The following is a 26,014-nucleotide window of genomic DNA, read 5'->3' as shown; positions in this document are numbered from 1 at the left end:
GACAAAAATCACATAATAAAAGGCACAGATAAAATCTGTGCCTTTTATACATAATATGTTTAAAGCTAAATTAACTTGTTTTAACTTTTCCCTTCCAGCTATCCAGACCATAAGACAGGATATAGATGTCAGAAAAACCATTTTTCTTTAAAAGAAGGGCTGCATTCATTACTCGTTGACCGCGAGCATTTTCATAGAGCAGGACTGGCTTATCTTTACGAAGTGCTCCCAAATTTCCTTTTAACTGCGTTGATGGGATGTTTCGAGCCCCCAAGATATGTTTTCGATGAAAGTCAACAGGTTCTCGTAAATCCACAAGCTGACCTTGACGGATTAGGCTCGCAAACTCTGCATTTTCAACTACTTTTGCTGCTCTACGCAATCTAAAATAGTTAAAGCCCATCCAAGCCAGTATACCAGCCATAATCGCCATCAAAATCCAGGTCATTTCTTCCATTCTCCATTCTTCTCAATATATTTCAACTCTAACTGATGTTCACGGCGCAAGACTGCATCAGCCTCTAAATATTCTAGTTTGTCCATCAAGCCCGCATCGTAAATTCGCTCTAACTCAATCTTCATCAGTTCTATATCATACAATCGCTTGCCCATATAGATTACGATGCCAAAACTTTTAAGAAATTGCTGAACATCATAAAATGTTTTCATGTGCCCTATTGTACCAGAATTTGCACATATTTTCAAGATGGAAAAATAAACAGAAAAAGCAGCTGTGTCAGCTGCCTTTACAAAGAGGGGTGATAAAAAATTTGTATCATTCTAAAATTAAATTTCTCTATATGAAACTCTAATCATATTTTAGAATTTAACTTCTTCTTTAATTTTTTTACAATCCTGGTGCTTGACCAATTTCAGCTGTTAACATCCAGATTGTCTTTTCTAAATCTGCTTTAGCTCCAACAAAGATATCATTGGTTACATCGTCACCTTCTTCGTCAGTCACATCCAGCGCTTCTTGGTATACATTTGTCAAATAGCGGAAGATTTCAATTACACGCGCTAAACTTTCTTCTACGTTTTTGCTGAATTCACCAGCTTTTTCTTCGATCTTACTATGTTGGATAAATTCTGTCAAAGTAGAGTATGGTTTACCGCCCAATGTAATCAAACGTTCACTAACTTCATCCAAGGTTGCATCCAAAGTTTCCATGTATTCATCCATTTTTGGATGCCAAACCATGAAACCAGCACCACGCATATACCAGTGAACTTGGTGAAGAGCAATATGAGCAGTATAAAGATCTGCCACCACTTGGTTCAATACAGCCTTAGTTTTTGGCAAAGAGTTTTGGTTTACAAAAGTTGCTACATCAGTTGCAGCGGCATTTTTTACTTGAGTCATATTCTTACCTCGCTTATTTTATTTATAATCATTCTAATCTTTTTAGATTATGGTTTAATTATAATGCTTCTAAATAAGAAAGTCAAGACAAAAGATTCAAAAAAAGACTTTATTAGAAAAGTTGCAAAATTTCAGAATTTTTCTGTTTAAAATTACGAATAAATAAGTATGATTCACCTATACTTTTTTCTTGTTGGTACCGTCTTTGCCTCATTCCTAGGCTTGGTCATCGACCGCTTCCCAGAGCAGTCTATCATCGCTCCAGCTAGCCATTGCAATGCCTGCGGGAAAAGATTGGCACCGCGTGATTTGATTCCTATTTTTTCCCAAGTCATGAACCGGCTTCGTTGCCGCTTCTGCGGAGATAAGATTCCCTTACGCTATTTATTTTTTGAATGTCTCTTGGGCGGTCTTTTTCTGGCAACTTCTCTGAGCATTCTTTCCATTAGTCAATTATTGGTAGTCACCATGGGCTTAACCTTAGCTATCTACGATCAAAGAGATCAACAGTATCCCTTGATGGTCTGGTTAATTTTTCAGCTCTTGCTGATGGTGACAGCAGGCATCAATCTTCTCATGCTTTTCTTTTTAGCCTTAGGACTTCTAGCCTTCTTCTACAATCTTCGTATTGGTGCTGGTGACTTTCTATTTCTGGCGTCCTGCTCAGCTTTTTTCAGTTTGACAGAGGCCCTCATCCTTATCCAAATCGCTAGCTTCTCTGGCCTCGCCTGCTTCTGCTTTAAAAAGAAAAAAGACAGGCTGGCATTTGTACCCTGTCTTTTGTTTGGTGTGGTGGTGATTATTTTCTATAAATCCCTACTCTTTTACTGAACTGGAACCCAAAGCTCAACTTCTGCATCCATAGGATTCCCATTTAAAAGTATTTCTAAGATAATTCCATCTTGGTAAAGGGAACTGCTTTCTTTCTCAAAAAAGTTATTCTCCAATTGGTCAAACAGGAGTCTTGATTTATCACCACTGGCTGAGCTTACTAAATAATCTTTCTCTGGGACGAGAATGCTTTCGTAGCCTGCCACAGCATTCTTTGCCGCAACTCCTGCATAGTATTGAATACCATCTTTATGAGGAACAATCAAGGCATAGCCTTTTTTATCTAGAGAATGGGGCATCAATTTCTCCAGCATTCCTTCTTTAAATAACTGAGCATAGAACGCCGTCTTCTCTTTAGAATAGTGCTGTTCATGAACCGTAGTTCCTTCTACCAAAATACTCCTGCCAATAAGGGTAAACGATGGTTTGGTTTGATGTTTCATTATATGAACTCCTTTCTTTATGGTATAATCATAACAAAAGTAATATGACATCTATCTGTCATATTTAAGGAGAAAATCATGAAAATTGACCGTCAAATGGGAATCATTTCTCATTTAGTAAATCAACGAAAAACAACAGCTAAAGAACTATCAGAACTTTTTAAAGTCAGCACCCGAACTATTATGAGAGATATTGATGATTTATCTCTTGCAGGAATCCCTCTCTATGTAATGAAAGGAAAAAACGGAGGCATTTTTCTTATGGAAGACTTCCAAACTGATAAACCTCCCCTGACCCAATCCGAACGACTTTCAATCGAATCCGGTTTAAAAAGTCGTTATCAAGTTTTGGAAGACACCTCTACTTTCAATGCTATATTGAAATTAAATGCTACCAATACATACTCTGATTTCGAAATTGATTTGTCTCTATCTCAAGGGAACTTGGAAATACGCACTTTAATTTTTAATTTATTGGAAGCTATCAGAGGTAGAGTAAAAATAAAATTTTCCTATATTAATTCACAAGGACTGGTGAGTCAAAAAAATTGTGAGCCTTACCGTATTGTCTATAAGGACCGGAGTTGGTATATGGATGCCTACGATACTGAAAAAGCGCGTTTTTCTGTTTATAAAGTTGCTAGAATTAGTGAACTTACTCTCTCTGATACTTTTTCAAAAAGACATTTTACACCACTTCCCTATGATGGTGGTACATGGATGAATGAAAACAAAGTACCTGTCATCCTGCATGTCCAGAAAATTGTCCTTGATCGATTTGTGGAACTCTTAGGCTATAATGCCATAAAACCTATTAATAGCGATATTTACGAGATTACTTATCCTTTAAACGACAATGATTGGGGATACAATACCTTGCTTGCTTTTGGAAAATACATCACTGTTATATCTCCTAAGCATTTTTTGAAACATTTCACCAGCTATATAGATACCATTCATAAGCAATATCCAAACTAATATTCAATCACCATCAAAAATCAAACATTTCTTAAAAATGAATTATACGAAAGTTACTTTTTTATGGTGATGAAATTCAAGAACATGGGTCAGGCTCTAGTTCTTATCCAAATCGCTAGCTTCTCTGGCCTCGCCTGTTTCTGCTTTAAAAAGAAAAAAGACAGGCTGGCATTTGTACCCTGTCTTTTGTTTGGTGCTGTGGTTCTTATTTCTTATAAGCTGCTGCTTCTTGGATAAAGGCTGCGATACTGGCGTCCTTTTCATGAAGAGCTTTGACAATCTTAGATCCGACAATTACTCCGTCTGAGACTTGATTGAAACGGTCAACATCCTCTAAAGTTGAAACGCCAAAACCTGTCAGCACTGGAATCTCGGCAATATCATGGAGCTTACTCAAATGCTGGTCCAAATCATTGCGGTAGCTTCCGCTCTTACCTGTCACACCGTTGATGGCTACAGCATAGATAAAACCTTCAGCTTCCTTGATCAGCTCCTGCTGACGTTCTAGTCCAGTCGTCAGGCTCACTAAAGGAATAAGAGCAATATCTGAGTCTTCCAGTAAAGGCAAGATGAAATTTCTATGTTCGTAGGGCAGATCCGGAATGATCAATCCTTTAACCGGTGTCGTAGCCAAATCTTTGACAAAATCTTTGAGACCGTATTGGAAAATAGGATTGAAGTAGGTCATGATGATGAGAGGTAGCTGAGTGTCCAACTTCTGCAAGCTTGCGATTAAAGACTTGGCGGAAGTATGGTGACCCAGACTTCTCAGACCGGCTTCTTCAATAACCGGCCCATCTGCAACAGGGTCTGAAAATGGCAGGCCGATTTCAATGGCTGACACGCCCAAGTTTTCCAAAAATGCGATAGTTTCTGGCAAACCTGCTAAACCTTTCTCGTGGTCCCCAGCCATGATATAAGGAAGGAAAATTCCCTTACCTGATTTTTTGATGGCTTCTAAATGCTGTGTGAGTGTTTTAGTCATGGGCACCTCCTTTTTGAGCCGCTTCATTTTCCAAGCGTTCCTTTACCTGAACGACATCCTTGTCACCACGGCCGGATAGGCAGACGATCATTGATTTATCCGGTCCCAACTCCTTAGCCAGCTTAACTGCGTAAGCAATAGCGTGGCTAGACTCTAGAGCAGGAATAATCCCTTCAATACGAGACAGGAGCTGGAAGGCTTCCAAGGCTTCTTCGTCCGTGACTGGGACATAAGTGGCACGCTTGATAGCATTAAAATGAGAATGTTCAGGACCGATGCCTGGATAATCCAGCCCGGCAGAGATAGAGAAAGCTTCCAGAATCTGCCCTTGCTCATCCTGTAGGACATCCATCAAGGCACCGTGTAAAACACCCGGCCGACCCTTTGTTAAGGTCGCAGCATGTTCATCTGTATCGATGCCTCGCCCAGCTGCTTCTGTTCCATACATGGCAACTGTGCTATCGTCAACAAAGGGATAAAAGAGCCCAATAGCGTTTGAACCACCGCCAACGCAAGCCACTAAAGCATCGGGTAAGGCACCTGCATTTTGCTCAGCAAACTGGCGCTTGGCCTCACGCCCAATCACACTCTGATAATCTCGGACAATCTCTGGGAAAGGATGGGGACCTAAGGCTGAGCCCATAATATAGTGAGTATCATCAACCTGAGCCACCCAAGCTCTCAAGGCAGCATTAACTGCATCCTTGAGGACTCGAGAGCCATCGGTCACTGACTCTACCTTAGCTCCCAGAAGTTCCATTCGAAAGACATTGAGAGCTTGGCGCTTGACATCTTCTTCGCCCATATAGATAGTACAGTCCATATTGAAAAGGGCTGCAGCTGTGGCAGTTGCCACTCCATGCTGACCCGCACCAGTCTCGGCAATGATTTTCTTTTTGCCCATCCGCTTGGCTAATAAAACCTGGCCTAGGGCATTATTGATTTTATGGGCTCCGGTATGGTTGAGGTCTTCCCGCTTCAGATAAATCTTAGCACCGCCAGCATAGGCTGTCAGATTTTTAGCGAAATAGAGAGGATTCTCCCGCCCTACATACTGCTTCAGCAACTCGTCCAGCTCAGCCTGAAAGGCTGGGTCTTTTTTACTCTCACGGTAGGCTTTATCCAGCTCTAAAACTGCTGTCATCAGCGTTTCTGGAACAAAGCGTCCGCCAAACTCACCATAAAATCCTTCTTGATTGGGTTGATTATATGCCATATTTCACTCTTTCTATAAATTCTTTTATCTTTTCTAAGTCCTTCTGGCCGTCAGTCTCGACCCCGCTAGAGACATCAACTGCGTAAGGGGCAAAGTGCTGAATAGCTTCTTGGACATTTCCTGCATTCAAACCACCGGCAATAAAGAAGGGCTGGTGGATTTGACTCTTATCAAAAACTTGCCAGTCAAATGTCTGACCACTACCAGCAAGAGGTGCATCAAAGAGCAGATAGTCCGCTTGTTGGCTGACATCTTTTAAGGCTCCCTTGACCTGATAAGCTCGAATAACCGGCCGACCGATCTGAGTCAGAAGCTCTTCAGAAAAATCGCCATGAATCTGCACCAAATCCAGATTTGCCACCGAAATAGCTTCCTGCAGTTCTGTCAAGCTCGGAGAGACGAAAACTCCTACCTTTTGAACAGTAGCCGGCACCAATGCAGCTAGCTTCTGTGCTTGCTCCAAACTAACCCTCCGATGGCTCTCAGCAAAGACAAATCCAATGTAATCCGCACCACTCTGGCATGCCGTTTCCACAGCGCTGGCCGTTGATAAGCCGCAAATCTTAACCTTTGTCAATTTTCAGCTCCTTGATTTTTTCTGCTACATCCTCTGCCTGCATCAAAGCAGTTCCGACTAAAATTGCATGGAAGTAAGGAGCTACCAGTTCTGCATCTTCCTTGCTGAAGATAGCGGACTCTGATACGTAAACCCTGTCATCTTTGAAATGGGCAGACAGCTGAAGACTGGTATTGATATCTGTCTCAAAAGTGACTAAATTGCGGTTATTGACACCGATAATCCGAGCTCCTATTCTATGGGCAATTTCCAGCTCCGCCAGATTATGGGTTTCGACCAGAACTTCCAAGCCTAAACCCGTCGCAAAATCATAGAGTTCTTGCAGCCGCTTTTCAGACAAGGCAGCTACAATCAGAAGAATAACTGTCGCTCCTGCATTGCGGGCGCGAACAATCTGCTTTTCATCAATGATAAAGTCCTTATTGAGGGTTGGAATGGTCACTTGACTGGAAATCTCTCTCAGGTAATCCAGATGTCCTTTGAAGAAAATTTCATCCGTCAGGACTGAAATCATAGCTGCACCGCATCGTTCATAGGTGCGAGCCTGCTCCACAATATCCACAGCAAGATTAATATCTCCTAGACTTGGGCTGGCTTTTTTGACCTCAGCAATCAGCTGCAGCTCTTGGGACTGGCTTTTGAGATACTCATAGAGGGAATAGGTCGAGCGTAGGGGCTGCAGTTCTTCACAGGACATGGCTGCCACTTCCTGCTCCTTTTGCTTTAGAATGGTTGGGAGAAATTCTTTGCTCATTTTTGATACCCCTGTAGTTGCTTGAGTTTTTCATAGGCTGCGCCGCTAGCAATCACTTGGCGGGCCAAAGCTATTCCTTCTTCTATGCTGTCTGATTTCCCATTAGCATAGAAGCCCAATCCAGCATTCAGAACTGTCGTTTCTAGATAAGGACTGGCTTGATTTTGCAGGACAGATAGTAGAATTTCTGCATTTTCCTTAGCATTGCCTCCACGAATCGCTTCAAGAGCTATCTCTTCCATGCCAACATCTGACGGCAGAAAGCTGTGCAGGCTGATTTGCCCATTTTCCAGCAGAGCATACTGGGTACGGCCATGAAGACCCGCCTCATCTAGACCATCCGGCCCCGACACAACTACTGCACGCTTACGGCCCATATTTTTCAAAACCTCTGCCGTACTCTCTAGCATATCCGGCCGGCTGGTCCCCAAAAGCTGAGTTTCTAGACTCATGGGATGGATGAGCGGACCAGTTAGGTTCATAATGGTGGGAATACCAAGACTAAGACGAGCTGGCATAATGTATTTCATAGCTGGATGCATATTCTTTGCAAAGAGAAAGACGATACCTGTCTGCTCAAAAACCTTGCCCAAGCTAGCAGCATCCAAGTCTAGATTGATACCCAGAGCTTCTAACACATCAGCTGAGCCCGACTTAGAAGAAATGGAGCGATTGCCGTGCTTAGCCATCTTAATCCCGCCACCTGCCAGTACAAAAGCTGCCGTAGTTGAAATATTGAAGCTGAAAGACTTGTCCCCACCTGTACCGCAATTGTCCATGGCAGTGCGAATAGTGGTCGGAATCTGCTTAGCATGGCCTCGCATTACCTGAGCCAAAGCAGTTCGTTCCTCAATCGTCTCCCCCTTCATCTTAAGCCCCAGCAAGAAAGCTGCAATTTGGGACTCTGTCACCTGTCCAGTGACAATACGCTCGATCACATCTGTCATCTCAGCGCTACTTAAATCCTTAAAATCAGCTAGTTTTGCAATAATCTCTTTCATACATCCTCCTTTACTTTACTAAGTCAATGAAATTCTTGATAGACGACAAGCCGTCCGGCGTGCCAATACTTTCAGGATGATACTGAAAACCATAGATAGGCAGGCTCTTGTGCTGGATAGCCATGATCGAGTTGTCATCAGCCGCCCGAGCCGTCACTTCAAAGTCCTCTGGCATCTCTTCAATCAAAATCGAATGATAGCGCATGACCGGTTGCCCATCTTCTATCCCTTGATAGATAGGAGATTTGCCCTCAAAGCGCAGAATACTTTGCTTGCCGTGCATGACTTTAGGAGCCAATCCTAGCTTTCCGCCAAATACTTCTGCAATAGCTTGGTGCCCCAAGCAAATCCCCAAAATCGGCTTTTTACCAGTAAAATCACGGATAACTTCCTCCATCCGTCCTGCATCTGCTGGCCAGCCTGGACCCGGAGAAAGAACCAAAGCATCTGCTTCTTCTGCCACTTGATAAAGTCCTGCATCATCATTTCGCAAGACCTTAACTTCTGCGAAATTGCCGATATACTGGGCTAAATTGTAAGTAAAAGAATCATAATTATCAATCAATAAAATCATTGCATCTCTCCTATCTTGGTCATTGATTTGGCCTTATTGATGGTTTCTTGGTATTCATTAGTAGGAATCGAGTCATAAACAATACCCGCTCCAGCTTGAACGTAAGCTCTGCCATTTTTCAAAATCATGGTCCGAATAGCGATGGCAAAATCCATATCACCTGTCGCAGACAGATAGCCGATAGCCCCCGCATAAACGCCACGTTTTTCCTGCTCCAGCTCATAAATTCGCTTCATAGCTCGAATCTTAGGCGCGCCCGAAACAGTGCCGGCCGGCAAGGTTGACTTGAGGGCATCCATGGCTGTCAGTTGGGGCAGAAGCTGACCACGAACTACACTAGTCAGGTGCATGACATAGCGGAAATACTCCACTTCCATGTACTTAGTGACTTCCACGCTGTTATTCTGGGCAATTTTACCGATATCATTACGTCCCAAATCAACTAACATACGGTGCTCAGCCACTTCCTTCTCGTCAGCCAGCAACTCCTCTGCCAAGGCTTTATCTTCTCTTTCATCCTTCCCTCGCGGTCTGGTTCCAGCAATAGGATTGGTCGTAACCTGCCCCTGCTTGACAGACACCAGACTTTCTGGGCTGGCTCCTATAATCTGATAATCTCCGAAATCATAAAAGTAGAGATAGTTGGAAGGATTGGTCACACGCAGATTGCGATAGTAATCCAGTGGCCTACCAGAATACTCTGCTGAAAAACGCTGACTGAGCACACATTGGAACATATCTCCCTGCCGAATCAAGCTGCGCGCTTCTTCCACCATTTTTTCAAAAGCTGCCTGCTCGATATGGCTCTGGAAATTCAAACTGGACAGTTCCAGTGGTGAAAATTCATCTGTCGCTGGCTGCGCCAGCTCAGTCATGATATGCTCCAGACTAGCAGTCAATTCTGCTTCACTTCTATTACTGTAGAGGGCCTCCTCAACGATATAGACCTTGTCTTTTTTATGGTCAAAAACCATGTAACTCTCATAGACGAAAAAGTGCATATCTGGCGTTCCAATCACATCAGCTGGAATTTGACCAATCTCCTCATAGAGGGAAATCATATCATAGCCGACAAAGCCAATAGCTCCACCACCAAAAGGCAGGTCTGAATGATGATCTTTTTTTACTGCCAACTCATGCAGATAGTCCAATGGATCTGCCTCAATTACTTGTCCATTCTTTGTTAACTGGCCATTTTCATAGCGAACTTCAAAGACTGGGTTATAAGCTAGGATAGAAAAGCGAGCTGTCTCGCTATCTCTCGGAATACTTTCCAAAATCACCTTGTGGTCGCCCTGAATCCGCATGTAAGCAAGGATTGGGGTCAAAATATCAGCACTCAATATCTTCTTTTTCATATTCAGTCTCACTTTCTATTTAGATCATGATTGCTATTAATTTTTAGCTCTAAAGCTGTGAAAGCCTCAATCATCGTTTGCCAAATAGCCAGAGCAACATCTGGTGATAGACCGAGCTTTTCTGCCTCTTGCTGTCTATTTAAAAGGACTTGTTTCACTCGATCAGGAGCAGTGACAGCTGCTTGACTGTTGATAGGTTTTAGCTGACCAATCTTTTCAACAATTTGCTGACGTTGCGCTAATAGAACTAATAATTGATGATCTAACTGATCAATTTGATTTCTCAGATTCTGGATACTTGTCATAATTATCACCTGCATTAAAATTGAATGAAGATAACAAAAAACCTCACACAGAAAATCTGTGTGAGGGCGTATCATCGCGGTGCCACCTCAGTTATGGAGTTTTCAAGCTCCACATCTCATTTACCTATTTGCAGTCATTTAGATCCCTTTTAGCACAAGGCAGCATACTGGCTTATGGCAAAGTAAGCTAACAAAGTGATAAAAGTTCAACTAAAGGACTAAATGTTGACTCCAGCAGCCCATTTCATAACTTCTCCTGCCTGTTTACAGCAACCACAGACTCTCTGAAAGGAGGGATGTTACTACTCTTCTGCTGGGTGTTTTATTTTCGTTTTTCTAGATAGTCGGCAATGGCTGCCACATCCTTGTCTCCACGACCAGATACATTGATAATGATGATTTGGTCAGATGACAATTTTGGAGCTCGCTTGATGGCTTCAGCAATGGCGTGAGAGCTTTCGATCGCTGGCAAAATTCCTTCCTTTTGTGTCAAGAGGAGCAAGGCATCCACAGCTTCATCATCTGTCGCTGCTACATATTCTACTCGACCAGAATCTTTAAAGAAAGCATGTTCAGGACCAACTCCAGGATAGTCCAAGCCTGCTGAAATCGAGTAAACCGGCGCCACCTGACCGTCTTCAGCAAAGACAGCGTAAGTCTTCATACCATCCACTACTCCTACACTTCCCTTGGTCATGGTCGCTGCGTGCTGGTCTGTATCAAGACCACGCCCGGCGGCTTCAACCCCCACTAACTTAACTTCTTCATCCGCCACATACTGAGAGAAAGCACCGATAGCATTGGACCCACCACCTACACAGGCAATGACATAGTCTGGCAAGCGGCCTTCCTTGTCCAAAATCTGACGGCGAGATTCTTCACTGATCACCTTTTGGAACTCATGGACAATCGTCGGATAAGGGTGTGGACCGACAGCAGATCCCAAAACATAGAAGGCTTCCAAATCACTCATCCAAGCTCCAAAAGCTGCATCAACTGCATCCTTGAGGGTTTTGGTTCCTGTTTCCACTGCGTGAACAGTCGCTCCCATCATTTCCATGCGGAAGACATTGAGGCGCTGGCGCTCTACATCCTCTGCACCCATGTAGACATCGCACTTCATACCAAATTTAGCTGCGGCTGCCGCAGTTGCCACACCATGTTGGCCAGCTCCTGTTTCAGCGATGACTCGGGTCTTGCCCATACGCTTAGCTAGAAGAATCTGCCCCAAAACATTGTTGAGCTTGTGAGAGCCCAGATGATTGAGATCTTCCCGCTTCAGATAAATCTTAGCCCCGCCCAGATGCTGGGTCAGACTTTCCGCAAAATAGAGCGGAGTCTCCCGGCCCGAATAATCCGCCAAATAATGTCGGTATTCATTTAAAAATTCTGGATCATTCTTATACTTCTCAAAAGTCACTTCCAATTCATCCAGCAAGGTTTGGATAGGCTCCGGTACAAAAGAGCCTCCGAATTGTCCAAAATATCCTTTAGTTTCTACCATCTTGATTGCCTCATTTCTTTATTTTCAAGCAAAACAAAAGCCCACACACAGAAAAAACTCTGTGTGAGGGCGTAAAATCGCGGTGCCACCTCAATTATGGAGCAAAGTATAGACTGCCTCCATATCTCTGTCTTGTCTAACAACAAGCTGCACTGTAAGGTGTGCTCACCGAATTTTTATTGCTTCAAATTCATTTTTTGCATCAGCCCACTTCATAATCTTCCACTGCCTGTTTCCACCAACCACAGGCTCCCTGAAAGCAGAAAAAATTATTACTTTTCTGATGATTTATTTTATTATAGGCCTTTCCCTTTTTCTTGTCAAGAAAAAATTTAATTTTTCAACCTAAATCCGAACCTTTCTCTTGTTAATCTCTTTTGAAAGCGTCATCTTGACGATTTTTCCAGATTTTCTGACCAAGCTGAAATGCCCGCCAAGCCAGATAACCACCCAAAGTATTGGTCCAGAGATCATCAATCTCAAAGACTCTATTGGCGTTGATGAGAAGGTCCAGCAGAATCTGGGTCACTTCGATAGACAGACTCATCCCAAAGCTCAACCATACAACCTTTTTTGTCTTCCGCAACTTCGGAAAGAGCCAAAGCAATTGAAAGATTAAGGGCGACAGTAAGAAGATATTGGCTAGATTTTGGATAAAGACCTTGGCCAGCTGGATCCAAGAAGTAATCTCTCCAATATTGACAAAGGAATTAAAAGGGATTAACAAAACCACTATTCGGCCAAAATACTGGATTCCCGGCGTCTCCATTCCCGGCTCTGGAACCTGAGGAATAAAGCACAGAACACAAAGCATCAAGAAATAGAGCCAGCTTCCCCCTACCAGCAATTTCCGCCCCTTAGCTGTCAGCTCACCGTCTGAAGTCAGATAGTTCTTAAGGCTGAACATTTTCTACCAATGCTTTCTCGCGATCACGCTTCATGGTATTAGAACGTAGCTGGCCACAGGCTGCATCAATATCCGTTCCATGTTCCTGACGAACCACGCAGTTAACTCCGTTTTTCTTGAGGGTATCATAGAAAGCCATCACGCGCTCTTTGGGACTGCGGCTGTATTGGTCGTGCTCGCTAACGGGGTTGTAAGGAATAAGATTGACATAAGACAGCTTCTTAATGTTCTTGAGTAGCTCAGCCAGCTCCTTGGCCTGCTCTACCCCGTCATTGACTTCATTGAGCATGATGTACTCAAAAGTCACCCGGCGGTTGGTCGTCTCAATATAGTATTCGATAGCTGCAAAAAGCTTTTCGATAGGGAAGGACCGGTTAATCCGCATGATGCTGGTCCGCAAATCATTATTTGGGGCATGGAGGGATACAGCTAGATTGACCTGCACACCTTCATTGGCAAAGTCGCGAATCTTATGCGCCAGCCCTGAAGTTGAAACCGTGATATGGCGGGCACCGATAGCCAAACCTTTGTCATCATTGACCGTCCGGACAAACTTGAGCACATTATCATAGTTATCAAAAGGCTCGCCGATTCCCATAACTACGATGTGACTGACCCGCTCATCCTGACCACGCTCATCAAAATACTTCTGAACCAGCATAATCTGAGCTACAATCTCACCGTTATTGAGGTCGCGTTGCTTTTTAATTAAGCCGGAAGCGCAGAAGGTACAACCGATATTACAGCCAACTTGGGTGGTCACACAGACAGAAAGTCCATAGTGCTGACGCATGAGTACCGTCTCAATCAACATACCGTCCGGCAGCTCAAAAAGGTACTTGACCGTACCGTCAGCAGACTCTTGGACGATGCGCTGTTTAAGCGGATTGACGACAAACTGATCATTTAGCTTGGCAATCAAGTCCTTGGACAGATTGGTCATCTCTTCAAAAGACTGGACCCGCTTGCGATAGAGCCACTCCCAAATCTGGGCAGCACGGAATTTCTTTTCTCCCTGAGCTTCCGCCCATTCAATCATTTCCTGACGTGTTAAACTATAAATAGATGGTTTCATGTTTCTCCTTTATTTTTGACGGATGACAAAGTGACGATTGGCTTCTTTTGCGACTTTTTCTTTTGGTTTGTTTTGACGATTATCGCGACTCTGGTCATTCCGACGTCTTGAGCGTCTAGAACGTGAGCGTTTTGACGTTGAACCCGAATTCTGTTCTTGCTCCCGTTTACTGCGAGATTTTTTATCAAAAGAAGCCCGCTTAGGCTGAAGATTTTCTAATACAAAGTAGGCACAGCCATAATTACAGTACTCCAGCAAATAATCTTCCAAACGACTGATTTTAAAGTCGCTTTCCTTAGCTTTTTCATCCTGATAAAAGCCTCGCAACCGTAGCTGATCATTGCCCCAATCACCGACAATAAAATCAAACTTGGTCAAAATTTCTGAAAAGCGTTGGTTAAAAGCTGTCACATCAAAAGCTTCTCGGTAGTTCTCTACCAAATTAAACTCAATCTCCTCCGTTAAGACCTGTGAACCAATCTGTTTGAACTCAGGGCCAGGAAATTTATTGTAATTATAAAGCTCTGGAGCAATTTCTTTGCGCATATATTTTCTCACTTCTATCTAGATAACTCCTCTATTATACTACAAAAACAGGCAGATTTTAAGCTTTTACCCTTAAAAAGTCATTTCTGAGAAAAGTCAGATAATTTCTCTAATTTGACAAATAAGACTTCCATCAAAAAAATAAAGCTGAGACAAGACTGCCTCAGCTTTATTATTTATTGTTCTTAAGATAATCAATGGCATCCTGTAAGGTTTTAACAGGAACAATTTTCATATCTGTTTTAATCTTTTTAGCAGCCTCAACTGCTGTTTCATAGTTCGTCTTTGCTTTTGGATCGATTTTTTTCATTTCTTTTGTTACAGGATTATTGGGAGCAAAGAAGATGCTGGCCCCACTTTTAGCAGCTGAGACGACTTTCTTATCAATCCCACCAATATCACCAACTTCTCCATCACGATTGATACTTCCGGTACCTGCAATCACACGCCCATCTCGTAAAGTTGGATCTGCAAGTTGTGTATAGATTGACAAGCTAAACATGAGACCCGCACTAGGTCCTCCAATGCCTTCTGTGGTAAATTCAATTGGAATGTTACTAGTAACTTCTGTTCTATCGATTAAGCTAATACCGATTCCGTTTTTACCATTTTCTAGCTTAATAATCTTTCCAGTCGCTGATTTTTCTTGGCCATCTTCCTGGTAAGTGACCTTAACCTTATCTCCTAATTTCTGAGAATTAACATATTTCACCAATTCTTCTGAACTGTCAAAAGTCTTGTCATTAACTCCCGTTACCGTGTCCGCAATATTCAAAATTCCCTTAAAAGTCGAATCTTTTGCGACTTGCAAAACATAGACGCCCAGATATTTCATGCTAATATCTTTTCCAGCCGTTTTCAAGCCTTGATACTTGGCCATGTTTTGGGATGTTTCCATATAAAACTGATTGATTCGAATAAATTCTTGGTCCGATGATCCACCAGTCATTTCTTCGGCAGAGTAGATATCCGTGAAATCAGTCAGCCACGCATAGACAAGATGAGCAAAGGTTGCTCGTTGAACTCCAACTGTCACAAACTCGTAGGCCCCAGCTTCCTTATCTTCCTTATTATCAACCAGCAAGACCTTTCGAATATCCTCTGCACCGCCAGGAACTTCAATATAGTATGGTAAAGGAACCGTCAAAGATACGACAAGCAAAATCAAGCTTGAAAAAATAATAATGGGCCATTTATAAACACTAATTTTTTTCATAAGTTCTTCTTTCTAATTCTTTGATTACACTTTGGGGCACATAATCCGCGATATCCTGCTGAAAAGCAATCAGCTCACGAATACGTGATGAACTGATATGCTGATAGACTGGCTTGCTGAGCAAGAAAATCGTCTCCAGCTCTCCTGCCAACTCGAGATTAAAAAAGTTCATATCAGCTTCATAGTCTAGATCTTGGCTGTTACGAAGCCCACGCACAAAAGCCTTGGCTCCCAGTCTCCTGGCCACTGTTACCGCCAGCTCATTCTGAGAAGTAATAACCTCAACATTATCCAAATGTTCTAGCGCTTCTTTGACGATCCGCTCTCTAGCCTCAATTGTGAAAAAACCAGACTTTTCACGATTATAGAAAATTCCTACATAGAGCTTATTAAATAGCTTACTAGCCCGCTCGATCAGATCTACATGCCCCTTAGTGATCGGGTCAAAAGACCCTGTGAATAATCCTATCTTATCTGACATACACCGTCACCTTTGAAATTCCATATCTCTTCTGTTTCCAAATTCCCAGCCCTGCAATTTCTTCTGGTAATTCCACATCCTTGTCTGTCTCACAGACCACTAGGACAGCCTGACTCAAGAGCTGACGCTCCTCTAGCTTCTCAAGGTCTGCCACAATCTGCTCCTTGGCATAAGGCGGATCCAAGAGAACTAAGTCAAAAGCACCTGTCAACATTTCCAAAGCTCGGCCAGACTCCATCTTGAGCAAGTCAAAACGTTCCGGCTCCTTGGTCATCTGAATATTTTCTGAAATAATAGCTTGAGCTCTGCGATCCTTTTCAACTAAAACAGCTTCCTCCATACCTCGCGAAATAGCCTCAATGGCCAAACTCCCGCTCCCGGCATAAAGATCCAGCACCCGACCACCGTCAAAATAGGGACCAATCATATTAAAAATTGCCCCCTTAACCTTATCGGTCGTAGGCCTAGTCGTCTTGCCATCCAAAGTCTTGAGGGGCCTGCCCCCGTATTTACCTGCAACAACTCTCATAAAGAGTATTATAACATAACTAGGCTCTAGCAGGCCAATCTTTTGAAAATTAAGCAGATAAAAAACAGAAGCACCCCAGCATTAGAGACTTCTGTTTTCTTTTAGTTTCAGTAAAAAATCAATTAATTCAGGCTGACAATCTGCCTTATCCAAGATCAGTCCCATTGACCGGCCAACCATGATGTAAAAACTCTCCGGCTTATCCAAAATCGCCACAATATCCTGATAATCATATCGGGAGGTATGATTGCGATTAATGACTTGAAAGTCTGTCTCATAGAAGCTAAACTCCTGCTCCAAATCATGCCAGAGAGGATTATCCTTATAGAGCTTGAGGAATTGTTGGTTAAAAGAACGATAAAGTAAAAAAGGCATGATCGGCATGAAAATGAAAATACCAATAGCTGGCAAAGGCTCCCTAAAAAATAGACAGACCAATCCCACTGCTAACAAAGCCACTTCACCAACGATTAGAGGCAAGAGCCCAGTCTTTCGATACCAAAAATTGGCCCAAGCGAAACGGCGATAAGCTTCTTCTGTCATGGTCGTTTTTGCTGTCATAGGAAACATCTCTCTACCTCCAAATCAATCTTTTTTCTAGTTTACCACAAACTTTACGGAGATGGCAATCTTAATACTGACAAACCCTATCTTAGATTTACTCCTAATTTTCCATGATAAAGAACTTGCATTTAAAATGTTCTTCTGTTATACTATACGTAACTTTTGTAACGTTACATAGGAGGTGTGATATGTTTTCGCATGAAAAATTAAAAAAACGCCGGCTGGAGCTCAATCTGACTCAATCGTCCATTTACAAAGAGCTTGGAATTTCCAGAAAGACTTACTCTGCTTGGGAAAATGGTCTAGCAGAACCCCACGCAAAAAATCTCAGGAGGTTGGCCACCTGTCTCAAGGTCCAAGAGAACTACTTTGTGGATGAGACCAGCGCGCTCTACACCTACCCTCTACTGACCGCACCACATAAAAAAGAAGTAGACCAACTCGCTAGTCGGCTCTTAGAGAGACAGCGTAAGATTAGCTCCCTTACAGCCTATAAGGTTCTATCCGTTGAGCTGGCTGCCGGTCGCGGTCACAGCTACTATGACAATGAAACAGACTACGAAACTGTCTACTTTGATCAGGATATCCAGCACGACTTTGCATCCTGGGTCTCTGGGGATTCTATGGAGCCCAAGTATCCCAATGGCTCTGTTGCCCTTATGAAACAGACGGGATTTGACTATGATGGAGCGGTCTATGCTCTTATGTGGAATGGCAAGACCTATATCAAAAAAGTCTACCGCGAAGCTGAAGGCCTACGCTTAGAGTCTATCAATCCTGACTACGAGGATCTCTTTGCTCCCTATGAAGACCAACCTACTATTGTTGGTATCGTAGTTGGACATTTTCTGCCGATTGAGGTGTAAGTGATGGTCCTATTTGATTATTCACGCGAGCCTCGTTCAGACATCGCTTTTGTGGATATGAAAAGTTTTTATGCCTCTTGCGAATGCATTGCTCTTGGCCTTGACCCTTTAAAAACTTCGCTCTGTGTCATGAGCCGAGTTGAAAATTCTGCTGGACTGATACTAGCTGCCACCCCTCTTTTTAAAAAGAATTTCGGTAGCCAGAATGTCAGCCGAAGCTATAATCTTCCTTTCGATGTCCACACCCGTAAGTTCAACTATACTGCTGCCCGCAAGCAGGGACTGCCTATTACAGCAGATTATGTTCGCTTTATCGAAGACTCTGCCCAAAAAACACTACTGGTCCCACCTCGGATGAACTACTACATCCAGAAAAATATGGAAATCCAAAAAATTTTCCAGGATTTTGCAGCTCCCGATGATATTTTCCCCTACTCAATCGATGAGGGCTTCTTAGATTTGACAAGCTCTATCAACTACTTCATTCCCGATCAGACGCTGGACCGCAGGACCAAACTAGACCTGCTGGCTGCCCGCATTCAACAGGCTATCTGGAAGAAGACTGGGATTTATGCCTCTATCGGCCTGAGCAACGCCAATCCTCTTCTCGCCAAGTTAGCCTTGGACATTGAAGCTAAACACACAAAAAAGATGCGGGTCAACTGGTCCTATGAGGATGTACCAAGTAAGGTCTGGACCATTCCGACCATGACTGATTTTTGGGGTATCGGCCACCGAACTGCCACCCGTCTTAAGAAGCTAGGCATCCATTCCATTTATGATTTGGCTCACTTTAACCCCGATATTCTCAAAAAAGAAATGGGGGTCATGGGCCTGCAGCTTTGGTTTCACGCTCACGGCATTGATGAAAGCAATGTGCACAAGCCTTATCAGGTCAAGTCACACGGCCTTGGGAATTCGCAAATTCTCCCCCGAGATTATAGACAGCAAGCAGAGATTGAGCTGGTTTTTCGAGAAATGGCTGAGCAGGTCGCCATTCGTCTCAGACGCTCTGGTAAGAAATGCCAGCGTGTCTCCATCTATGCCCGCTATTCCAAGCAGGAACTCCTGCCTTCCATTCATACACAGAAAAAAATTGAGCCCACCAATAACAGCGATCGACTAGCTCAAATCGTGGTTCAGCTTTTTCGTTCTAAATATCAGGGCAGGGCTATCCGACAGATTGGCGTTTTTTACAGTGACTTTGTCAATCAAGGATATAGTCTGATTTCTCTCTTTGACGATCCCCTGCAAGTTCAAAAAGAAGAGGAGCTCCAGCTGACGATTGACCAAATCAGAGATCGCTTTGGCTTTGCCTCTTTGCTTAAGGGATCTGCCTTGCTGAACTCCTCCCGTGCTATTGCTCGAAGCAAGCTAACCGGAGGCCATTCAGCTGGAGGTTTGGAGGGCTTATCATGACCGATCGCTCCTACCTCCCCTATCAGTCAGCTCGTGACTTTCAGGATCGGGGCATGGCTAAGTGGGCTGGTTTTTTTCTCTCTGAACACAGCACTGCTCTAGCCAAAAAAGAACTAGATATCAGTCGCCTGACCCAGCTTGACAGACAGGACAAATTCCACTTGCTCAGACAAGCCTACAGCCAACAAGTTCCCATCCGAATCACCTTTCTTAATCAGGGCAAGCTGACCGATGTTGTTGCTACTGTCTTTCATCTAGACAGCAAACAGGTCCTCCTGCAGGAAGGTGACCATTACAAAGGCCTTGCTATCCATCAGATTCTTTCGATACAAGCTTCAGGAGGCGCAGATGACCACTCAGAATCTACATGAAGAACTTCAATTTGACTATTTTTCTCATAATTACTATCAATTTCAAGAGGATTTTTATCAATTCTCCAATCTTCCCCAGCCTCTGATGGCCATGGAAGACGATATCCTCCGTCACATGGCCAGCCGCCAGGTCACTTATTTCAAACTCTCCAAGACCAAAAGTTTAGATCAGAAAGACCATTACTTCCACTTTACCGTCAGCCGTCCAGATCAGGCAAAGCGGCTCTGCATTTACCACTATCAAGGCCAAACAGAAGATATAAAGCACTAAGCTCCCAAGCGAAGTATGGGAGCTTTTTATATGGGGCTAATCAGCATGATATAAATAATCTTGCCTTACTAAAATTAAGTATTAATCTTCTCCTTTAAAGTTATAGACTTCCGAACGTTTTGCCACATGAATATTCAGAATCACGAAATCTTCATCATCAACCTTAGCAATAATCCGATAAGATCCCACACGAAAGCGCACATAGCCCGAAAGGTTGCCTGACAAATATTTCCCTGGCGCCCTAGGAAAATCGACATTTACCAGATGTTTATCAATCCACTTGGCGATGACCTTCTGTGTCCCTCTATCCAATTTATCCATAGCTTTGAAAAAAGTTGAGGCATAACGAACCTGATATCTAGCCATAGCGCTTCATCATCTCATCATGAGAATAAGTCTCTTGGCCATTATCAAGCCACTCCTGCATCGCCAGATCAGCTTCTTGGATATCATAAAGATCCTCTAACTTTTCTGCCAAAACCTGAGCAATAAACTCCGACTTAGAGATATTGTGGGAACTCGTCCATAGAGTCAGCTTTTCATTTAACTCATCTGATAAACGGACTGAAGTTGGTACAGCCATGAAATTACTCCTTTTAAAATTGGTTTTCTTATGTAGTTACATTTTACTACACTCTAGAATAAAAAACAAGATGGATAAATCTATCTTATAATTCGTAAAAAACTAGAAAAACCAAATATAACTAAACATCCTTTGAAGATTATTTTGGATGTGTGATCCAACTCGCAGCCCTATAACACTCTAAATTCTTTAGTTCGTTCAAACCCCAACTTAATTCCCCCCAACACCTGAGAAGAAGACTGCAATGTTATTACTTCTCAAGCCAGTTCGAACTTACAGAACTTAGCATATTAGCCCTGTACATCTTAATTTGTAAAGGTTTATTTCTTATTCAAATAAATTTCTATTTTTGCAAATTATATTCCTTCTTAGTTTTATCAATACTGTTTACTAAAGTTGGTTGCCGAAACTTAACCTCATCAATATTGCTCTCATTTAATTCATTAGTTCTCATGTAATAATAAATATCATCTTTAAAAGGAGATAAAAGTTTGTATTGAGGAAATCTTATCTGAATAGGATCCTTTTGTCTTGTTCTTACTATAGTCTTTCCTTTATCATCAATCAAAGCTATATCATAAGTTATTAAACTAGCTTTGTCAACTAAAATGTTAAATTTGAAATAATTTTTTCCTTCTACTAGTTTTTGATCAATAATAAAGCTATAATCCTGTTTATATGGCTTAACTAATTCAAGCACTGGGACAATAGGTTTATCGAGCGGTTCTCCATTAAATCCAAGATTTCTATTGAATTTTCCCTCTGAACTTAAATATGGTATGACTATCTGACTTTCTTCATGATCAGAATGTATAGTAATTTTAATATCTTGTTTATAATCAGCAATTTTATTATCAAAATGTTTTTTTATTTTAGAATCGGATAAGTCGATTTTAAATATTGATTCAATATCACCTCCCATTAATGGTTTACCAGCTATTGATTCACTCCTAATGATACTGGTACTATTATCTATTGAATTATGGTATTTAATATCAACTTTATATTCTTTTGCGTTACTCTGCTGAGTTCCATTATTAAATCTGTAAAAATCTACAATCTGAGTATCATTATTAAAACCATTCTGAATAACTAAATCAACATATTGATAAGGTTCGACAGATACATTTGTTAAAATAAACTTGTGAATTGTACTCTCAAATTTACTATTTTCAATAATAAATTTAGCTTGAACATAATTTTCTAAAACATTTGTATCATCACTTCGTAATTCCTCACCATTAACAATTTTGGGAACATTTATAAAGTTCTTGTTTGTTATTTTAACGTTTCCAAAATATTTTCTAACGTTACTAAAAATAATAGGAAGAACAATTAAAATCAATCCAACTATTATAGGAGCAATTATCCAGTTAATTAGTTTCTCGTGTTGATTAATCCATTGCCTAAAATTAGCAATCATATTAGAAATTGTAGTCATATTTTCCTCATCTCATCAATACGTGCCACTGTCGCATCGTACTTGGCTTGGTAGTCGGCTTGTTTGTCGCGTTCTTTTTGGACGACTTCTGGTTTGGCGTTGGCTACGAAGCGTTCGTTAGAGAGCTTCTTGCCGACCATATCCAGTTCTTTTTGCCATTTAGCTAGTTCCTTGTCGAGACGAGCCAGTTCTTCTTCGACATTAAGGAGATCTGCCAGTGGCAAGTAGATTTCTGCTCCTGTGATGACGCTTGACATAGCCAGTTCAGGCGCAGGGATGTTTGAAGCGATTTCCAACTGTTCTGGATTTGTGAAGCGTTTGATGTAGTTGACATTGCTGTTAAAGAAGGCTTCCAAGTCTCTATCGCTTGTCTTCACAAGGATGGTGATTGGCTTGCTTGGTGCTACGTTAACTTCTGCACGCGCATTACGAACGGCACGTATCAAGTCTTTGAGACTTTCCACACCAGTGTGAGCCACAAGGTCTTCAAAGGCTGGATTAACAGTTGGGTAAGCAGCTGTAACGATAGAACCTTCTGAGATTTGTCCAAAGATTTCCTCTGTCACGAACGGAATGATTGGATGAAGGAGACGAAGGATCTTGTCCAAAGTATAAAGGAGAACAGAACGCGTGATGACTTTCTCTTCTTCGTTGTCGCTATAAAGGACTTCCTTGGTCAACTCCACATACCAGTCCGCAAACTCGTCCCAGATGAAGTTGTAGAGGATGTGTCCCGCCACACCGAACTCAAACTTGTCAAAGTTTTCAGTGACTTTGCCAATCGTTTCATTGAGATTGTGGAGAATCCAGCGGTCAGTGACATTTCCAGCTTCCTTGTTGGCAACTTTTTCGACATTGGCAGTTGCTTGCTCAAGGGTCAAGCCTTCATTGTTCATGAGGATGTAGCGAGAGATATTCCAGATCTTGTTAATGAAGTTCCATGAAGCATCCATTTTCTCGTAAGAGAAGCGGACATCTTGCCCTGGCGCAGAACCATTTGAAAGGAACCAACGAAGAGCATCGGCACCGTATTTCTCGATGACATCCATTGGGTCAATCCCATTACCGAGAGATTTAGACATCTTGCGTCCTTGCTCATCACGAATGAGACCGTGGATCAGCACGTTTTGGAATGGCTGACGGCCAGTGAATTCCAAGGATTGGAAGATCATACGAGACACCCAGAAGAAGATGATGTCGTAACCTGTTACCAAGGTTGAGGTTGGGAAGTAACGTTTGAAGTCTTCTGAGTCGACATCCGGCCAGCCCATGGTTGAGAATGGCCAAAGGGCAGAACTGAACCAAGTATCCAAGACGTCTTCGTCCTGAGTCCATCCGTCACCTTCTGGAGCTTCTTCACCGACGTACATTTCACCCTTAGCATTGTACCAAGCAGGGATTTGGTGACCCCACCAGAGCTGACGAGAGATTACCCAGTCGTGGACATTTTCCATCCATTGGAGGAAGGTATCGTTGAAACGAGGTGGGTAGAATTCTACCTTGTCGTCTGTATCTTGGTTGGCAATGGCATTCTTAGCCAATTGGTCCATCTTGACGAACCACTGAGTAGACAAGCGTGGCTCAACCACAACACCTGTACGCTCTGAGTGACCAACACTGTGGACACGTTTTTCGATTTTAACGAGAGCACCGATTTCTTCCAACTTGGCAACGACTGCCTTACGAGCTTCAAAGCGGTCCATACCAGCAAATTCGAAGGCCAAGTCATTCATGGTTCCATCATCGTTCATGACATTGACTTGTGGCAAGTTATGGCGTTGACCAACCAAGAAGTCGTTTGGATCGTGGGCAGGTGTGATTTTCACGACACCAGTACCAAATTCAGGATCTGCGTGTTCGTCTCCAACGATTGGGATGAGTTTATTAGCGATTGGAAGGATAACATTTTTACCGATCAAGTCCTTGTAGCGTGGGTCTTCTGGATTGACCGCAACCGCAACGTCCCCAAACATGGTCTCAGGACGAGTTGTCGCAACTTCAAGGGCGCGTGAACCGTCTTCCAGCATGTAGTTCATGTGGTAGAAGGCACCTTCGACGTCCTTGTGAATCACCTCGATATCAGAAAGGGCTGTGCGAGCAGCTGGGTCCCAGTTGATGATGAACTCACCACGGTAGATCCAGCCTTTCTTGTAAAGGTCCACAAAGACCTTGCGAACCGCTTTTGACAAGCCTTCGTCAAGAGTGAACCGTTCGCGAGAGTAGTCTACAGAGAGCCCCATCTTGCCCCATTGTTCCTTGATGGTAGTGGCATATTCGTCTTTCCATTCCCAGACTTTCTCTAGGAATTTCTCACGACCAAGGTCATAGCGGGAAATTCCTTGCTCCCGCAAACGCTCCTCGACCTTAGCCTGAGTGGCAATCCCCGCGTGGTCCATCCCCGGAAGCCAAAGCGTATCAAAGCCTTGCATGCGTTTTTGACGAATGATAATATCCTGCAGAGTCGTATCCCAAGCATGACCAAGGTGGAGTTTACCAGTTACGTTTGGTGGTGGAATCACGATCGAATAAGGCTTAGCCTTTTGATCTCCAGAAGGCTTGAAAACATCAGCATCAAGCCATTTTTGATAACGACCAGCCTCAACCTCGGCTGGATTGTATTTAGGTGAAAGTTGTTTAGACATGTGTTTGTCCTTTCTCTATTGTATTCATTTTATCTTGAATCTGCTTAGCAACTTCTTCTGCAGACAGATTCGTATTATTTATTTTAAGGTAGTGGTGCAACTCATTCGGTTGATGTTGGGAATTTAATTGAAGTGTTTCAGCTGTCTCTAAAATTTCTCTTTCAGATACCTCAATGTGTCGTTTTAAGGGTTTGTGCTTTAATCGATTCTCCGTTCGATTTCGACGTAAACGCTCTTCAAGACTTGTTTCCAACTCCACAAAAAGAATCTCTTGATGATAGTCATCCAACAAATCCTGAATTTTCTTCAAATACAGAAGCTGGTACTGATTTGAAAAATCAATTACGTCTGTTAAAATCACCGATCGATGATTTCTAGCACTTACTCCAAGGAAAGAAAAGGTAATCCCTCGAACAAACTCCCACATTTCCTCTGTAAAATCATGATAGATTTCTAGTGCAAAATCAATGGCTTGATGGTTATAAAAGAGGGTAGCAGCCATTAGTCGAGATAATTCTTGACCAATCGTCATTTTCCCAGAAGCCGGAGCCCCAATGATGAAAATGTGCATCAAACCACCTCCCACTCACTCCTAAGCAAGCCATATCTCAAATCATCACAGCGATTGCCTTGGGCATCTTTGCGGTCTCGAATGCGAGCTTCGAGAGTAAAGCCAAGCTTCTCAGCTACTCGTTGACTTTGGACATTGTAGCCAAAGCAGGTCAGCTCAATTTTGTGAAGACCCAGTTCTCTAAAAGCCAGATCAATCAAGGCACGCGCTGCTTCGGGAACATAACCACGTCCCCAATAGTCTGGATGCAAGATATAGCCAATTTCCAGCACATCATTTTCATGGCGATGGTTGAAATCGACAGAGCCAACGATTTTATCCGTTCCTTTGACGACAATCCCGTAGCCTACTGGGAGATTTTCCTTTTGATTACGCTCAGGAAGAATATGCTTCAGATAATAAACCTCATCTTCCAAGGTCTTGACGGGCGGAAAGCCTGCTGGATAAGAGACTTCTGGCCGACTGGCATAGTCAAAGACATCCTCAGCATCAGCCACGGTGCGGACTCGTAACACGAGCCGTTCTGTTTCTAATCGATCTGGTAACTCAGCTCTTGTCATCCTTCTACCTCGCTTTCTACAAAAAATCGCCCCTGCCATATCCATGACAGGGACGAATGTGCTTATCCGCGGTACCACCCAGT

General features: G+C 42.8%; 32 protein-coding genes, 1 pseudogene and 1 other annotated feature. Of the genes and pseudogenes, 7 read left to right on the top strand and 26 right to left on the bottom strand.

Translation table 11 applies throughout. From position 1 onward, the window contains the following. Positions 1-70: 70 nt before the first annotated feature. The 3 genes from PCY06_RS10065 to PCY06_RS10055 form a co-directional block, all read right to left on the bottom strand. Complete coding sequence (locus PCY06_RS10065) at positions 71-448, bottom strand: rhodanese-like domain-containing protein (RefSeq protein WP_020992684.1); 378 nt, start codon at positions 446-448, stop codon at positions 71-73. Then, the gene (locus PCY06_RS10060) at positions 445-669 is read right to left on the bottom strand and encodes a YqgQ family protein (RefSeq protein WP_075202768.1); all 225 of its coding nucleotides are present in this window, start codon (positions 667-669) and stop codon (positions 445-447) included. The genes PCY06_RS10065 and PCY06_RS10060 overlap by 4 nt, the downstream gene beginning before the upstream one ends. 178 nt (positions 670-847) lie before the next feature. Further along, a complete protein-coding gene (locus PCY06_RS10055; RefSeq protein WP_008809115.1) occupies positions 848-1,363 on the bottom strand; it encodes a DNA starvation/stationary phase protection protein in 516 nt (171 codons plus the stop codon). Between the two features lie 168 nt (positions 1,364-1,531). Between PCY06_RS10055 and PCY06_RS10050 the strand changes: the two genes are divergently transcribed. Then, positions 1,532-2,194 (top strand): A24 family peptidase, encoded by a 663-nt coding sequence (locus PCY06_RS10050; protein WP_061598763.1) that lies wholly within the window; start codon positions 1,532-1,534, stop codon positions 2,192-2,194. Here the strand turns inward: PCY06_RS10050 and PCY06_RS10045 are convergent. Continuing rightward, positions 2,188-2,637 carry an effector binding domain-containing protein gene (locus tag PCY06_RS10045; RefSeq protein WP_105165072.1) on the bottom strand — a complete coding sequence of 150 codons (450 nt, stop codon included), beginning with the start codon at positions 2,635-2,637 and terminating at the stop codon, positions 2,188-2,190. The two genes, PCY06_RS10050 and PCY06_RS10045, sit on opposite strands and share 7 nt — an antisense overlap. Before the next feature lie 78 nt (positions 2,638-2,715). On the opposite strand from PCY06_RS10045, the gene PCY06_RS10040 reads away from it, so the two are divergent. Both PCY06_RS10040 and PCY06_RS10035 read left to right on the top strand, forming a co-directional pair. Beyond that, on the top strand, positions 2,716-3,615 hold the full coding sequence (locus PCY06_RS10040; RefSeq protein ID WP_048775287.1) for a YafY family protein: 900 nt from the start codon (positions 2,716-2,718) through the stop codon (positions 3,613-3,615). 81 nt (positions 3,616-3,696) lie between these two features. Next, positions 3,697-3,852: pseudogene (locus PCY06_RS10035) on the top strand (prepilin peptidase); the annotation flags it as partial. Here the strand turns inward: PCY06_RS10035 and trpA are convergent. The 16 genes from trpA to PCY06_RS09955 form a co-directional block, all read right to left on the bottom strand. Beyond that, the gene (trpA, locus tag PCY06_RS10030) at positions 3,821-4,600 is read right to left on the bottom strand and encodes a tryptophan synthase subunit alpha (protein WP_061598765.1); all 780 of its coding nucleotides are present in this window, start codon (positions 4,598-4,600) and stop codon (positions 3,821-3,823) included. The pseudogene PCY06_RS10035 and the gene trpA sit on opposite strands and share 32 nt — an antisense overlap. Next, on the bottom strand, positions 4,593-5,816 hold the full coding sequence (gene trpB / locus PCY06_RS10025; RefSeq protein ID WP_082307114.1) for a tryptophan synthase subunit beta: 1,224 nt from the start codon (positions 5,814-5,816) through the stop codon (positions 4,593-4,595). The genes trpA and trpB (PCY06_RS10025) overlap by 8 nt, the downstream gene beginning before the upstream one ends. Further along, positions 5,806-6,393 carry a phosphoribosylanthranilate isomerase gene (locus tag PCY06_RS10020; RefSeq protein ID WP_061586151.1) on the bottom strand — a complete coding sequence of 196 codons (588 nt, stop codon included), beginning with the start codon at positions 6,391-6,393 and terminating at the stop codon, positions 5,806-5,808. The genes trpB (PCY06_RS10025) and PCY06_RS10020 overlap by 11 nt, the downstream gene beginning before the upstream one ends. Further along, positions 6,380-7,147: an indole-3-glycerol phosphate synthase TrpC gene (gene trpC / locus PCY06_RS10015; protein ID WP_061586152.1), complete on the bottom strand. Its 768-nt coding sequence runs from the start codon at positions 7,145-7,147 to the stop codon at positions 6,380-6,382. Before trpC ends, PCY06_RS10020 begins: the two co-directional genes overlap by 14 nt. Next, complete coding sequence (gene trpD / locus PCY06_RS10010; protein ID WP_082307115.1) at positions 7,144-8,148, bottom strand: anthranilate phosphoribosyltransferase; 1,005 nt, start codon at positions 8,146-8,148, stop codon at positions 7,144-7,146. Before trpD ends, trpC begins: the two co-directional genes overlap by 4 nt. Before the next feature lie 10 nt (positions 8,149-8,158). Further along, positions 8,159-8,722, bottom strand: coding sequence for an aminodeoxychorismate/anthranilate synthase component II (locus PCY06_RS10005; RefSeq protein ID WP_008809122.1), 564 nt, complete (start codon positions 8,720-8,722; stop codon positions 8,159-8,161). Then, positions 8,719-10,080, bottom strand: coding sequence for an anthranilate synthase component I (trpE, locus tag PCY06_RS10000; RefSeq protein ID WP_008809123.1), 1,362 nt, complete (start codon positions 10,078-10,080; stop codon positions 8,719-8,721). The genes PCY06_RS10005 and trpE overlap by 4 nt, the downstream gene beginning before the upstream one ends. A gap of 8 nt (positions 10,081-10,088) precedes the next feature. After that, positions 10,089-10,385, bottom strand: coding sequence for a chorismate mutase (locus PCY06_RS09995; protein WP_002262050.1), 297 nt, complete (start codon positions 10,383-10,385; stop codon positions 10,089-10,091). 322 nt (positions 10,386-10,707) lie between these two features. Further along, complete coding sequence (trpB, locus tag PCY06_RS09990) at positions 10,708-11,889, bottom strand: tryptophan synthase subunit beta (RefSeq protein WP_008809124.1); 1,182 nt, start codon at positions 11,887-11,889, stop codon at positions 10,708-10,710. Between the two features lie 62 nt (positions 11,890-11,951). Then, positions 11,952-12,187 (bottom strand) — a binding site (T-box leader). A gap of 69 nt (positions 12,188-12,256) precedes the next feature. After that, positions 12,257-12,796, bottom strand: coding sequence for a VanZ family protein (locus PCY06_RS09985; RefSeq protein ID WP_082307116.1), 540 nt, complete (start codon positions 12,794-12,796; stop codon positions 12,257-12,259). Next, the gene (rlmN, locus tag PCY06_RS09980) at positions 12,783-13,871 is read right to left on the bottom strand and encodes a 23S rRNA (adenine(2503)-C(2))-methyltransferase RlmN (protein WP_002911938.1); all 1,089 of its coding nucleotides are present in this window, start codon (positions 13,869-13,871) and stop codon (positions 12,783-12,785) included. The genes PCY06_RS09985 and rlmN overlap by 14 nt, the downstream gene beginning before the upstream one ends. A 9-nt stretch (positions 13,872-13,880) precedes the next feature. After that, on the bottom strand, positions 13,881-14,417 hold the full coding sequence (locus PCY06_RS09975; protein ID WP_053794854.1) for a YutD family protein: 537 nt from the start codon (positions 14,415-14,417) through the stop codon (positions 13,881-13,883). A 172-nt stretch (positions 14,418-14,589) separates the two neighbouring features. Beyond that, positions 14,590-15,633, bottom strand: a complete 1,044-nt coding sequence (locus PCY06_RS09970) for a SepM family pheromone-processing serine protease (protein ID WP_046165911.1) — start codon at positions 15,631-15,633, stop codon at positions 14,590-14,592. After that, entirely contained in the window at positions 15,620-16,114 is a 495-nt protein-coding gene (coaD, locus tag PCY06_RS09965) for a pantetheine-phosphate adenylyltransferase (protein ID WP_082307117.1), read from the bottom strand. Before coaD ends, PCY06_RS09970 begins: the two co-directional genes overlap by 14 nt. Further along, complete coding sequence (gene rsmD, locus PCY06_RS09960) at positions 16,104-16,652, bottom strand: 16S rRNA (guanine(966)-N(2))-methyltransferase RsmD (RefSeq protein WP_185760801.1); 549 nt, start codon at positions 16,650-16,652, stop codon at positions 16,104-16,106. The genes coaD and rsmD overlap by 11 nt, the downstream gene beginning before the upstream one ends. A 72-nt stretch (positions 16,653-16,724) precedes the next feature. After that, positions 16,725-17,213, bottom strand: coding sequence for a YcxB family protein (locus PCY06_RS09955; protein WP_082307119.1), 489 nt, complete (start codon positions 17,211-17,213; stop codon positions 16,725-16,727). Between the two features lie 182 nt (positions 17,214-17,395). Between PCY06_RS09955 and PCY06_RS09950 the strand changes: the two genes are divergently transcribed. From PCY06_RS09950 to PCY06_RS09935, 4 genes are read left to right on the top strand one after another with little or no spacing between them, the layout of a single operon-like run. Beyond that, a complete protein-coding gene (locus PCY06_RS09950; protein ID WP_125376053.1) occupies positions 17,396-18,073 on the top strand; it encodes an XRE family transcriptional regulator in 678 nt (225 codons plus the stop codon). A 3-nt stretch (positions 18,074-18,076) separates the two neighbouring features. Beyond that, positions 18,077-19,492, top strand: a complete 1,416-nt coding sequence (locus PCY06_RS09945) for a Y-family DNA polymerase (RefSeq protein ID WP_125376054.1) — start codon at positions 18,077-18,079, stop codon at positions 19,490-19,492. Continuing rightward, the gene (locus tag PCY06_RS09940) at positions 19,489-19,863 is read left to right on the top strand and encodes a hypothetical protein (protein WP_045634730.1); all 375 of its coding nucleotides are present in this window, start codon (positions 19,489-19,491) and stop codon (positions 19,861-19,863) included. The genes PCY06_RS09945 and PCY06_RS09940 overlap by 4 nt, the downstream gene beginning before the upstream one ends. Next, positions 19,841-20,134, top strand: coding sequence for a DUF5960 family protein (locus PCY06_RS09935; protein ID WP_045634731.1), 294 nt, complete (start codon positions 19,841-19,843; stop codon positions 20,132-20,134). The genes PCY06_RS09940 and PCY06_RS09935 overlap by 23 nt, the downstream gene beginning before the upstream one ends. Positions 20,135-20,215: 81 nt before the next feature. Here the strand turns inward: PCY06_RS09935 and PCY06_RS09930 are convergent, their stop codons facing one another. The 6 genes from PCY06_RS09930 to PCY06_RS09905 form a co-directional block, all read right to left on the bottom strand. Then, a complete protein-coding gene (locus PCY06_RS09930) occupies positions 20,216-20,500 on the bottom strand; it encodes a type II toxin-antitoxin system RelE/ParE family toxin (protein WP_045634732.1) in 285 nt (94 codons plus the stop codon). After that, entirely contained in the window at positions 20,493-20,717 is a 225-nt protein-coding gene (gene relB / locus PCY06_RS09925; protein ID WP_008809136.1) for a type II toxin-antitoxin system RelB family antitoxin, read from the bottom strand. The genes PCY06_RS09930 and relB overlap by 8 nt, the downstream gene beginning before the upstream one ends. 343 nt (positions 20,718-21,060) lie before the next feature. Continuing rightward, the gene (locus tag PCY06_RS09920; RefSeq protein ID WP_048809621.1) at positions 21,061-22,158 is read right to left on the bottom strand and encodes a hypothetical protein; all 1,098 of its coding nucleotides are present in this window, start codon (positions 22,156-22,158) and stop codon (positions 21,061-21,063) included. Next, a complete protein-coding gene (locus PCY06_RS09915; RefSeq protein ID WP_082307122.1) occupies positions 22,155-24,800 on the bottom strand; it encodes a valine--tRNA ligase in 2,646 nt (881 codons plus the stop codon). The genes PCY06_RS09920 and PCY06_RS09915 overlap by 4 nt, the downstream gene beginning before the upstream one ends. Next, positions 24,793-25,371 carry an AAA family ATPase gene (locus PCY06_RS09910; RefSeq protein WP_061593731.1) on the bottom strand — a complete coding sequence of 193 codons (579 nt, stop codon included), beginning with the start codon at positions 25,369-25,371 and terminating at the stop codon, positions 24,793-24,795. Before PCY06_RS09910 ends, PCY06_RS09915 begins: the two co-directional genes overlap by 8 nt. Beyond that, positions 25,371-25,931 (bottom strand): GNAT family N-acetyltransferase, encoded by a 561-nt coding sequence (locus tag PCY06_RS09905; protein ID WP_185760800.1) that lies wholly within the window; start codon positions 25,929-25,931, stop codon positions 25,371-25,373. The genes PCY06_RS09910 and PCY06_RS09905 overlap by 1 nt, the downstream gene beginning before the upstream one ends. Positions 25,932-26,014 lie beyond the last annotated feature (83 nt).

Origin of the sequence: Streptococcus sp. SG1 (assembly GCF_030439935.1) — a bacterium.
Classification (GTDB): Bacteria; Bacillota; Bacilli; order Lactobacillales; family Streptococcaceae; genus Streptococcus; species Streptococcus gordonii.
Note: the sequence above shows the minus strand (reverse complement) of the source record. Positions and strands in the feature narration are given on the sequence as shown.

What these genes read in the sequence shown, in the direction of transcription:
- PCY06_RS10065 (WP_020992684.1), bottom strand. Translation starts at nt 448, where the DNA reads ATGACCTGGATTTTGATGGCGATTATGGCTGGTATACTGGCTTGGATG.
- PCY06_RS10060 (WP_075202768.1), bottom strand. Translation starts at nt 669, where the DNA reads ATGAAAACATTTTATGATGTTCAGCAATTTCTTAAAAGTTTTGGCATC.
- PCY06_RS10055 (WP_008809115.1), bottom strand. Translation starts at nt 1,363, where the DNA reads ATGACTCAAGTAAAAAATGCCGCTGCAACTGATGTAGCAACTTTTGTA.
- PCY06_RS10050 (WP_061598763.1), top strand. Translation starts at nt 1,532, where the DNA reads ATGATTCACCTATACTTTTTTCTTGTTGGTACCGTCTTTGCCTCATTC.
- PCY06_RS10045 (WP_105165072.1), bottom strand. Translation starts at nt 2,637, where the DNA reads ATGAAACATCAAACCAAACCATCGTTTACCCTTATTGGCAGGAGTATT.
- PCY06_RS10040 (WP_048775287.1), top strand. Translation starts at nt 2,716, where the DNA reads ATGAAAATTGACCGTCAAATGGGAATCATTTCTCATTTAGTAAATCAA.
- trpA (WP_061598765.1), bottom strand. Translation starts at nt 4,600, where the DNA reads ATGACTAAAACACTCACACAGCATTTAGAAGCCATCAAAAAATCAGGT.
- trpB (WP_082307114.1), bottom strand. Translation starts at nt 5,816, where the DNA reads ATGGCATATAATCAACCCAATCAAGAAGGATTTTATGGTGAGTTTGGC.
- trpC (WP_061586152.1), bottom strand. Translation starts at nt 7,147, where the DNA reads ATGAGCAAAGAATTTCTCCCAACCATTCTAAAGCAAAAGGAGCAGGAA.
- trpD (WP_082307115.1), bottom strand. Translation starts at nt 8,148, where the DNA reads ATGAAAGAGATTATTGCAAAACTAGCTGATTTTAAGGATTTAAGTAGC.
- PCY06_RS10005 (WP_008809122.1), bottom strand. Translation starts at nt 8,722, where the DNA reads ATGATTTTATTGATTGATAATTATGATTCTTTTACTTACAATTTAGCC.
- trpE (WP_008809123.1), bottom strand. Translation starts at nt 10,080, where the DNA reads ATGAAAAAGAAGATATTGAGTGCTGATATTTTGACCCCAATCCTTGCT.
- PCY06_RS09995 (WP_002262050.1), bottom strand. Translation starts at nt 10,385, where the DNA reads ATGACAAGTATCCAGAATCTGAGAAATCAAATTGATCAGTTAGATCAT.
- trpB (WP_008809124.1), bottom strand. Translation starts at nt 11,889, where the DNA reads ATGGTAGAAACTAAAGGATATTTTGGACAATTCGGAGGCTCTTTTGTA.
- PCY06_RS09985 (WP_082307116.1), bottom strand. Translation starts at nt 12,796, where the DNA reads ATGTTCAGCCTTAAGAACTATCTGACTTCAGACGGTGAGCTGACAGCT.
- rlmN (WP_002911938.1), bottom strand. Translation starts at nt 13,871, where the DNA reads ATGAAACCATCTATTTATAGTTTAACACGTCAGGAAATGATTGAATGG.
- PCY06_RS09975 (WP_053794854.1), bottom strand. Translation starts at nt 14,417, where the DNA reads ATGCGCAAAGAAATTGCTCCAGAGCTTTATAATTACAATAAATTTCCT.
- PCY06_RS09970 (WP_046165911.1), bottom strand. Translation starts at nt 15,633, where the DNA reads ATGAAAAAAATTAGTGTTTATAAATGGCCCATTATTATTTTTTCAAGC.
- coaD (WP_082307117.1), bottom strand. Translation starts at nt 16,114, where the DNA reads ATGTCAGATAAGATAGGATTATTCACAGGGTCTTTTGACCCGATCACT.
- PCY06_RS09955 (WP_082307119.1), bottom strand. Translation starts at nt 17,213, where the DNA reads ATGTTTCCTATGACAGCAAAAACGACCATGACAGAAGAAGCTTATCGC.
- PCY06_RS09950 (WP_125376053.1), top strand. Translation starts at nt 17,396, where the DNA reads ATGTTTTCGCATGAAAAATTAAAAAAACGCCGGCTGGAGCTCAATCTG.
- PCY06_RS09945 (WP_125376054.1), top strand. Translation starts at nt 18,077, where the DNA reads ATGGTCCTATTTGATTATTCACGCGAGCCTCGTTCAGACATCGCTTTT.
- PCY06_RS09940 (WP_045634730.1), top strand. Translation starts at nt 19,489, where the DNA reads ATGACCGATCGCTCCTACCTCCCCTATCAGTCAGCTCGTGACTTTCAG.
- PCY06_RS09935 (WP_045634731.1), top strand. Translation starts at nt 19,841, where the DNA reads ATGACCACTCAGAATCTACATGAAGAACTTCAATTTGACTATTTTTCT.
- PCY06_RS09930 (WP_045634732.1), bottom strand. Translation starts at nt 20,500, where the DNA reads ATGGCTAGATATCAGGTTCGTTATGCCTCAACTTTTTTCAAAGCTATG.
- relB (WP_008809136.1), bottom strand. Translation starts at nt 20,717, where the DNA reads ATGGCTGTACCAACTTCAGTCCGTTTATCAGATGAGTTAAATGAAAAG.
- PCY06_RS09920 (WP_048809621.1), bottom strand. Translation starts at nt 22,158, where the DNA reads ATGACTACAATTTCTAATATGATTGCTAATTTTAGGCAATGGATTAAT.
- PCY06_RS09915 (WP_082307122.1), bottom strand. Translation starts at nt 24,800, where the DNA reads ATGTCTAAACAACTTTCACCTAAATACAATCCAGCCGAGGTTGAGGCT.
- PCY06_RS09910 (WP_061593731.1), bottom strand. Translation starts at nt 25,371, where the DNA reads ATGCACATTTTCATCATTGGGGCTCCGGCTTCTGGGAAAATGACGATT.
- PCY06_RS09905 (WP_185760800.1), bottom strand. Translation starts at nt 25,931, where the DNA reads ATGACAAGAGCTGAGTTACCAGATCGATTAGAAACAGAACGGCTCGTG.